This window comes from Nonomuraea sp. NPDC005501, assembly GCF_040605905.1.
Classification (GTDB): domain Bacteria; phylum Actinomycetota; class Actinomycetes; order Streptosporangiales; family Streptosporangiaceae; genus Nonomuraea.
Genome location: NZ_JBEXDT010000102.1, coordinates 22962 through 30351 on the forward strand (window position 1 = coordinate 22962; position 7390 = coordinate 30351).

11 protein-coding genes and 1 tRNA gene are annotated in these 7390 nt (G+C 68.8%); 6 read left to right on the forward strand and 6 right to left on the reverse strand.

The features are described 5' to 3' along the window. Positions 1-75 precede the first annotated feature (75 nt). Both ABZS51_RS35405 and ABZS51_RS35410 read left to right on the forward strand, forming a co-directional pair. Positions 76-471 carry an MmcQ/YjbR family DNA-binding protein gene (locus tag ABZS51_RS35405; RefSeq protein WP_355450533.1) on the forward strand — a complete coding sequence of 132 codons (396 nt, stop codon included), beginning with the start codon at positions 76-78 and terminating at the stop codon, positions 469-471. Next, the gene (locus tag ABZS51_RS35410) at positions 468-839 is read left to right on the forward strand and encodes an MmcQ/YjbR family DNA-binding protein (RefSeq protein WP_355450535.1); all 372 of its coding nucleotides are present in this window, start codon (positions 468-470) and stop codon (positions 837-839) included. Before ABZS51_RS35405 ends, ABZS51_RS35410 begins: the two co-directional genes overlap by 4 nt. 81 nt (positions 840-920) lie before the next feature. On the opposite strand, the gene ABZS51_RS35415 is transcribed toward ABZS51_RS35410, so the two are convergent. Both ABZS51_RS35415 and ABZS51_RS35420 read right to left on the reverse strand, forming a co-directional pair. Further along, positions 921-1433, reverse strand: a complete 513-nt coding sequence (locus ABZS51_RS35415) for a hypothetical protein (protein ID WP_355450538.1) — start codon at positions 1431-1433, stop codon at positions 921-923. Continuing rightward, positions 1430-2233 (reverse strand): hypothetical protein, encoded by an 804-nt coding sequence (locus ABZS51_RS35420; RefSeq protein ID WP_355450541.1) that lies wholly within the window; start codon positions 2231-2233, stop codon positions 1430-1432. The genes ABZS51_RS35415 and ABZS51_RS35420 overlap by 4 nt, the downstream gene beginning before the upstream one ends. A 322-nt stretch (positions 2234-2555) precedes the next feature. On the opposite strand from ABZS51_RS35420, the gene ABZS51_RS35425 reads away from it, so the two are divergent. Then, the gene (locus tag ABZS51_RS35425) at positions 2556-2951 is read left to right on the forward strand and encodes a hypothetical protein (protein WP_355450544.1); all 396 of its coding nucleotides are present in this window, start codon (positions 2556-2558) and stop codon (positions 2949-2951) included. Positions 2952-3013: 62 nt separating this feature from the next. Here the strand turns inward: ABZS51_RS35425 and ABZS51_RS35430 are convergent. From ABZS51_RS35430 to ABZS51_RS35440, 3 genes are all read right to left on the reverse strand, one after another. Beyond that, a tRNA-Lys gene (locus tag ABZS51_RS35430) sits at positions 3014-3087 on the reverse strand. Between the two features lie 46 nt (positions 3088-3133). Beyond that, positions 3134-4060: a nucleoside hydrolase gene (locus ABZS51_RS35435; protein WP_355450547.1), complete on the reverse strand. Its 927-nt coding sequence runs from the start codon at positions 4058-4060 to the stop codon at positions 3134-3136. A 284-nt stretch (positions 4061-4344) separates the two neighbouring features. Further along, a complete protein-coding gene (locus ABZS51_RS35440; protein ID WP_355450550.1) occupies positions 4345-4737 on the reverse strand; it encodes an OsmC family protein in 393 nt (130 codons plus the stop codon). A gap of 52 nt (positions 4738-4789) precedes the next feature. Between ABZS51_RS35440 and ABZS51_RS35445 the strand changes: the two genes are divergently transcribed. Together ABZS51_RS35445 and ABZS51_RS35450 are read left to right on the forward strand one after the other, a co-directional pair. After that, positions 4790-5539: a hypothetical protein gene (locus tag ABZS51_RS35445; RefSeq protein WP_355450553.1), complete on the forward strand. Its 750-nt coding sequence runs from the start codon at positions 4790-4792 to the stop codon at positions 5537-5539. Between the two features lie 83 nt (positions 5540-5622). Next, complete coding sequence (locus ABZS51_RS35450; protein ID WP_355450556.1) at positions 5623-6396, forward strand: FAD:protein FMN transferase; 774 nt, start codon at positions 5623-5625, stop codon at positions 6394-6396. A 25-nt stretch (positions 6397-6421) separates the two neighbouring features. On the opposite strand, the gene ABZS51_RS35455 is transcribed toward ABZS51_RS35450, so the two are convergent. Next, on the reverse strand, positions 6422-6697 hold the full coding sequence (locus ABZS51_RS35455; RefSeq protein WP_310708856.1) for a hypothetical protein: 276 nt from the start codon (positions 6695-6697) through the stop codon (positions 6422-6424). Positions 6698-6891: 194 nt separating this feature from the next. On the opposite strand from ABZS51_RS35455, the gene ABZS51_RS35460 reads away from it, so the two are divergent. Beyond that, entirely contained in the window at positions 6892-7272 is a 381-nt protein-coding gene (locus tag ABZS51_RS35460; RefSeq protein ID WP_355450559.1) for a phage holin family protein, read from the forward strand. Positions 7273-7390: the final 118 nt, after the last annotated feature.

Below are 7390 nucleotides of genomic sequence, written 5' to 3' on the forward strand. Positions count from 1 at the left end.
CACCGCGCCCGCGCGGTGCACCCTCCGCGTCCTTCGATGCCACAGTCCGTCACCACCTGAGGAAGGCAACGCCCCATGAACGGATCGGCCCTGCACAAGACCGCCGCCGAATGCGCGGAGGAACTCCCGGGATCCCAGCTGGAGCACCCTTTCGGCCCCGCCTGGGAGGTCTACAAGGTGCGCGGCAAGGTGTTCATGCTGATGACCGAAATTCCGGGGCGGCCTGTCGTGATCCTCAAGGCGGACCCCGTAGAGGCCCACGCCCTCCGGGAGCAGTACAGCCATATCACCCCCGGCTATCACATGAACAAGAAGCACTGGATCACCGTGGAGGGCGGAGAAGGCGTCGACAAGGGGCTCGTCAGGGAGCTCGTCACCGACTCCTACCGGCTCGTCGTCGCCCACCTGCCCAAGGCCGATCAGCCCGTCGACCCGCACACCTACGGCATCGGCGCACGGGCGGCCCGGTGAACGCGGCCGGTGACCGGCTCCAGGACACCGCCCGTCAGGCGGCCCTGGCCCTGGCCGACGTCAGCCACGGCTACCCCTTCACCGCGGGACTCGACGTGTACAAGGTCGCGGGCAAGGTGTTCCTGATCGTCACCGACGACCCGGACGAACAGATCATCACGGTCAAGTGCGAACCCGAACACGCCCGCACGCTGGAACGCGGCTACGCCTCGATCACACCGGGCCGCTACCTCGACAAACGCCCCTGGATCTCACTGGGGCCGGGACCCGGCATCACCGAGCGGCTGATCACCGACGCGGTCGAGGATTCCTGCGACCTGGTCGCCGGGCGGCTGCCGCGACGCGACCGCCCCAGTCGTACGCGATAACCGGACGGGGTCCGCTCGGCGGGCAGCAGCACGTACCCGATCTCGGCGCGCTCGGCTGGCGGCCTGTCGTGGAACCGCATCTCACGGGTGGATGGGGTGGAGAAGCTGGGCTTCGAGGTCGGCGATGCGCTTGTCGAGAAAGCGGTTGTTGGAGCGGGCGGTTTGGAGTTTTTCGGCGAGGCTGCGGTTCTCGCTGGTGAGGTCGCGTATGCGCCTTTTGAGGGTGCTGTTTTCGGTCGCGACTCGCTGGACGGTGTCCTCGGTGTATTCGGCTTGGAGATCGCGGATCTGGCCCAGCATGATGGCGATCCGTTCGCGTTGGGTGTTGACCTCCGCGTAGGCCGCCTTCAGGGCCTCCTCGGAGTTGAGAGCTCGTTCACGCCAGGTGGCGTCGGCATGGGGGTCTGGGGCTGCCGTTGCTGGGCGGCGAGTGGGTGCCGGTCCCAGAGCGGCGATCATGAGGGCTTGGGCGTCGGGGTTCTGATAGAGGAATGAGCGCGAGACTCCGGCTCGGCGAGCGACGGCGAGGTAGGTGAGGGCGGCGTGTTCACGGCGGATGGCGCGCAGGGCGTCCTGGACGGCTTGCAGCTTCACGGTGGAGGCGTGCTGCCGGCCCGCCGCACCATGCTCCGCGCGCCAGCCGTCGCCCACGGCTGCCCGGTGTCGGGGCCGCTGAGCTGGACCAGCACCATCCCGTGGCTGGTCGCTGCCTCCCTTGGGTACTCGATGGTCATGTACTCGAAGTAGGTGTGGATCATGGCCGGGCTGACCCGCCTTATCTGACCCCCGTGCACCGTCCCGTTCACCACCTGCCAGGGGTGTTTGGTCTTGACCCGGGCACGGTTGGCGTTGTCGTCCCGATGGCAGATGTGGACGTGAGGACTCCTGTTCTGGGCGCACTCGGCGTTCTCCCGCAGATGCAGGTCCACCAGATGCAGTCCGCACAGCTCCCCAATACGGAAACCGCCGTCATACAACCAGGTCACCACCATCCGGTCCCGAGCAGTGTCGACCTCCTCCAGCAGCCGCCCGCGAGCGTCATCAGACAACATCTTGGGATGGCGGCGCTGCACCCGTCGCGGCGACAGCGGGTTCGACGGCATCGAGATCATCACATGCCCCAACAGCACACGATTCCGGTCCGCCCTGCTAGGCAGCCGGGTCTGGTCCAGCGCCTCGCCCAGATCCGGGTTGCGGCGATCCCGCTGAGCCATCCCCAGGTAGAACGCCTTCAGCAAGGAAGCCGTCGTGCTCAGCGTGGTCCCGCTGTAGGGCTTCTTGCCCACCCGCCACGGCTCCCCGAACGGCATCCGCACCTCAGCGCCGAGGATGCCCATGTACCGCTCAAGGTCCTGCAACGAGACCGACTCGACCGTCAGCGCCTCACGCTCCATCCACCGGAGGTGATCCACCAGAAGGTACGCGTACGTCCGCTGCGTCCCCGGCTCGCTGTCGTACCGTCGCAGATACCGATCAGCGTCCTCATGGACCGAACCCTCCGGCCACACGATCGTCCAGCACCGCTGGCCGTTGCCTAGCCGAACCTCCTGCACCCTAGGCAACCCGATAACGGGCACGCGAGCCATAAACCCTCCATAGCGGCACGTCAAACACGTGACGGTCATGGAAGGGTTATACAGGACGAAACATCACGAACACCCACTACAGCGCACGTGGCGTACATCGCTGGGTTCGGTCAGTAAGATCAGTCAGGATGTGGTGCGGCGCGACATTCTGCGTGAGCGGGATACGCCCGGCGGGGTGAACATCGGGCTGATCGATCTCATGTGCCGCCATGCGCTGGATTCCGGGTACCACGTGCTGCTGGAGGGGATTCTCACCCGGAGCCGTTACGGGGAGATGGTGCATGCCCTGCGTCACGACCACCGCGGGACCACGGCGCTGTTCTACATGGACATCTCGCTGGAGGAGACCCTGCGCCGGCATGCGACCCGGCCACAGGCCACGCAGTTCGGAGGCGCGCAGATGGGCGAGTGGTATCGCGAGCGAGACCTCCTCGCCTGCGGGTCCGAGATCGTGATCGGGGAAGACACTTCCTTGGAGGAAGCGGTACGCCACATCATGACTACGGCTGGCCTTGAGACGACCTGAGACCCTCGGAGAACCGAGAAACCCCAGCTCAGCGTACTGAACTGGGGTTTCTCATCGTGTTGTGCGCCGCCAGGGACTCGAACCCCGGACCCGCTGATTAAGAGTCAGCTGCTCTAACCAACTGAGCTAGCGGCGCCCGCAACAGGTGTAACTGTAGCAGCCGCCGCGGACCACCCGCACACTCAGCCGAGGCCGGCGGCCAGCCGGGTGTACGCGTCCAGGACCAGGTCCCAGAACCTCTTGACGTCCAGCGACGTCGCGACCAGGGCGTTCGGCCGGCGATCGCGCAGTTTGAAGTCGGTGACGGTCATCCCGGAGGTGTACCGGCCGGCCGTCTCCACCTGGACCACGGCCGGCACGCAGGTGAACAGCGACGGGTCCAGGACGTAGGCGATCGCGCAGGCGTCGTGGATGGCCGGGCCACCGTCGGCCGTGACCATCCCGTACGCCGTGGCGGCCGGCACCACCAGTTGTTCGGCGAGCCGGCCCAGGGGGCGCAGGCGGTCCAGGACGTCGGTGGTCACCAGGGCGGTGAGCGTGACGTCCAGGCCGAGCATCGTGACGGTCCAGCCGGCGTCGAAGACGATGGCGGCGGCCTCGGGGTCGGCGAGGATGTTGAACTCGGCCGCCGGGTTGGTGTTGCCCCGCGTGTACGAGCCGCCCATGATGACGAAGTCGCGGGCCCACTCCACCACGCGCGGCTCCTTGCGCACGGCGAGCGCGACGTTGGTCAGCGGGCCGATGGCCACGAGCGTGATCTCACCGGGGGCCGCGCGCAGGGTCTCCACGATGAAGTCGACCGCGTGCCCGTCCCCGGCGGGGCGGGTGGCCGCAGGCAGGACGGCGTTGCCGAGGCCGGAGCTGCCGTGGACCTGCTCGGCGCGGATGACGTTCCGCAGCAGCGCGCCGGGGCTGCCCGGCACGACCGGCACCTCCCCGAGGTCGAGGAACTCCCTCAGGGCCAGCGCGTTGGCGGTGGTGAGGGCGAGGTCCACGTTCCCGCCGACCGTGGTGACGCCGGCGAGCTCCAGGGAGGGGGAGCCGGCCACCAGGGCGAGGGCCAGGGCGTCGTCGATGCCGGGGTCACAGTCGATGAGGAGTTTTGTCACGGATGAACCTTATGAGCTCACCGGACGGCCGCGACGCCTGACTCCGAACATGAGTCGGGGCCGGGCAGTTCCCCCAAACCTGCCCGGCCCCGATCGAAGGCGGTCCAGGCCGACGCTTCCCCCAAAACGCCGGCGGTCCCGCACTTGCGGACCACGGTCCCCCTCCGCGTCCGCTTCGGTAAAAGCTGTTCTGGCCAGTCGGCGTACCTTCTGACCTGCCTCGACACTACCGAGCGGAATGCAACGGACGCGTCATAACGGGGTCGAATATCGGCCTAATCCGGCTATGAAAGCTCCAACCGGACCTCCGTGCCCTCCTGGAGGGACCGGCTCACCGTGCAGTACTTCTCGTGCACCCGCTCCGCCACGGCCCGGTAGACCTCACCGGCCTCCTCCGACGGCAGCTCGACGTCGTACGTGATCGTCACGGGACCGAGGAGGTTCGGCTCGGCCTTGTCGGCCGCCACCGTCATCGCCAGCCGCACCAGCCGGTGCCCTCTCTGGGCGGTCAGCGGCTCCACCGTCACGATGTTGCAGCCGCCCACCGCGGCCAGCAACAGCTCTACCGGCGTGAAGACCCCGTCCTCGTCGCCGCCGCCCATCCGGACCTCGGCGCCGCGGGCGTTGGTCGCCCTGAATCCGCCGTCATCGGTCCGCTCAACACGCACGTTAGCCATGTTTTAGACCCTACTCAGATACCTCTCATGTTCGGCACGCATCGTTAATGTCATGGTTGGTAAGGCGAAAACGGATCAGTGGCCCGTCCTGTTCTGGTGCGGGGTGGCCGTGGCGGAGTTCGGTGCGATCCAGCCCGGCTTCGGGTACCCGTGGCGTCCCACGGCCTACGCGATGGCGGCCTTACTCGTCGCCCTCGGATTACTGTCGGTCAAGGCCGCGGACCTGCTGCGCTCCGAGGCGGCCCGGCAGCGTCTGCGGCTGGCGACGTACCTGGCGGCCGTGCTCGTGCCGGTGCACCAGCTCAGCTCCACCGCGTACGTGACGGGTCTCAGCCGCACCGGCTCCCTCATCCTGTACGGCATGGCGGCCGTGATGGCCGTCTGGCACCACACCACGCCGGCACCGGCGCAGGGTGCGCTGATCGTCGCGTCCGGCCTCGGCCCCGCCCGGCTGCGGCAGCTGCTGTCGAGCCGCGCGGACGACACCGTGGTCATCTACCGGGCCGACCGGCTGACCCCCGAGCTGCGCGACCTCCAGGCCGAGTACGGCCTGCTGGTGGTGGTCGGCGACGAGCACGACCCCCGCGTCAAGGAGCGGGTCAGCGCCTCGGGGCTACGGCGCCAGGTGCCCGACATCGCCACCCGCGAGGTGGTCGTGGCCGGCCCGCGGCCCTTCCGGAGGTACGTCCGCGGGGCCCTGTCCCGTCTCGCCGTGCCCGGCGCGCGGATCAGGACGGCCGACGCCGCGACCCGGCTGCTCCGCATCGCCCCGCGGCGGGTAGAAGACACACAGAGCGTTTGACCAGCTCGCGGCACCGGAGCACTTAGGGCGGCATTACGCCCGATATGGGAGGGTTACAGCCCGCAGGTGAACAAGGAGGCAAGGTGACGACTTTTCCCGGTAGCACCCGCGTCGAGATGATCGCCGGCATGCGGGTCGAGGTGGACATCCGCACCCCGCTGCCGACCCGGGAGCTCGCCCCCCTGCTCGACAACGCGTTCGCCTGGCTGCGCTGGGTGGAGGACACGTTCGACCCGCGCCTCGAGGGCAGCCAGATCGGGCGGCTGAACCGCGGCCAGACCATCGAGCAGATCCCCGAGCTGATCGAGGTGCTGCACCGCTGCGACGAGCTGAGCGCCGCCACCGGCGGCTGGTTCGAGCCCCGCATCAACGGCGTCATCGACCCCTCGGGCTACATCAAGGGCTGGGCGCTGGAGCGGCTCTCGCGCGCCCTGGCCAACACCGGCGCGGGCGACCACCGCATCGACGCGGGCGACGACATCAGGCTGCGCGGCTCGGCCGCGCCCGGCCGCCGCTGGGAGGTCGGCATCCGCGACCCGCGCACCGGCCTGGTACGCGCGGTGGTGGCCGCGCACGACCTCGGGATCGCCACCTCGGGCGCCTCGCCCGTCGTCGATCCCCGTACGGGAGTGCGGCTCGCCACCTTCAACTCCGTCACCGTGCTCGGCCCGGACCTGGGCGTCGCCGACGCCTACGCCACCGCCATGTACGCCATGGGGCCGGTCCGCGCCCGGCGCTTCGCCGCCGAGACCGCGTCGCGGGGGCCGTACCAGACCATGATCATCGAGCGGGACGGGCAGGAGTACGTCACACCGGGCTTCGCCGCGCAGACCGTGGAGACCCGTCTCGCCGGATGACGGCGGGCCCCCGAGCGGGCCGGCGCTAGGCGTCCGGGTGCTTGGCCAGGTACTCGATGTAGATGGGCCGGAGCGCGTCGCCCAGCTCGCCCTCGCCGGCCGCCAGGGCGTCGCTGAGCAGGGCGGAGACGCGGCTGAGGTCGGCGGCCGTCTCCATCTCGTTCCCGGTGCTCGCCTCCGCCGCCGGGATGACCTTCAGCAGGTTCCACAGGAACCCCAGATCCCCGTGGCGCACGGCGTAACGGACGGCGCGATCGTGCAGCTCGCTGGCGGGCAACGACTCCAGGCCCTCGGTGTTCATCTGATCTCCTCCCAGGGCCCTCCTTCCCTCCGCGAGCACGCGATAACGGGAGGCCACCACGCCGGCACCCCGCCCTGTCCCCCGAGTCCGTAAAGGCCGCGGCAGCGCCCGGCGCGGCGTGATCCCCGACCGCGTAGTGTCGAAGCCCCTCGCCCCCTATCGGCCCCCTTGCCGGAATGGGAGGATCTCCCAGCGTGAGATTCATCATCAGGACCCTGGCGGCCGCGGTCGCCCTGTGGGTCGCCATCCAGTTCCTCGACGGCATCCGCGTCACCACCGCCGAGAACTCCCCCAAGTACTGGGGCACGCTGCTCGTCGTGGCGCTGATCTTCGGAATCGTCAACGCCATCGTGAAGCCGATCGTCAAGACACTCGGCTGCGCGATCATCGTTCTCACGCTCGGAGTGTTCCTGCTCATCATCAACGCGGCGATGCTGCTGCTGACGAGCTGGATCGCGGGGCAGCTCGACATCCCCTTCCATGTGGACGACTTCTACCCGGCCGCGTTCTGGGGCGCGATCATCATCAGCGTCGTGAGCTGGGTGCTCGGGATGATCATCCCGGACGGCGACTGACGACGTGGACCGGCTGACCCTCGACGGCACCGGCCTGAGCTGCGCCGGCGTCCAGCAGCATGTCGACGGCGATTCGCCCGGCGGCGGCGGTGGGCATGGCGATGGTGGTGAGCTTGGG

Coding starts and splice junctions, on each gene's coding strand:
- ABZS51_RS35420 (WP_355450541.1), bottom strand. CDS start 2,233: ATGGAGCGTGAGGCGCTGACGGTCGAGTCGGTCTCGTTGCAGGACCTT.
- ABZS51_RS35405 (WP_355450533.1), top strand. CDS start 76: ATGAACGGATCGGCCCTGCACAAGACCGCCGCCGAATGCGCGGAGGAA.
- ABZS51_RS35445 (WP_355450553.1), top strand. CDS start 4,790: ATGGTTGGTAAGGCGAAAACGGATCAGTGGCCCGTCCTGTTCTGGTGC.
- ABZS51_RS35455 (WP_310708856.1), bottom strand. CDS start 6,697: ATGAACACCGAGGGCCTGGAGTCGTTGCCCGCCAGCGAGCTGCACGAT.
- ABZS51_RS35440 (WP_355450550.1), bottom strand. CDS start 4,737: ATGGCTAACGTGCGTGTTGAGCGGACCGATGACGGCGGATTCAGGGCG.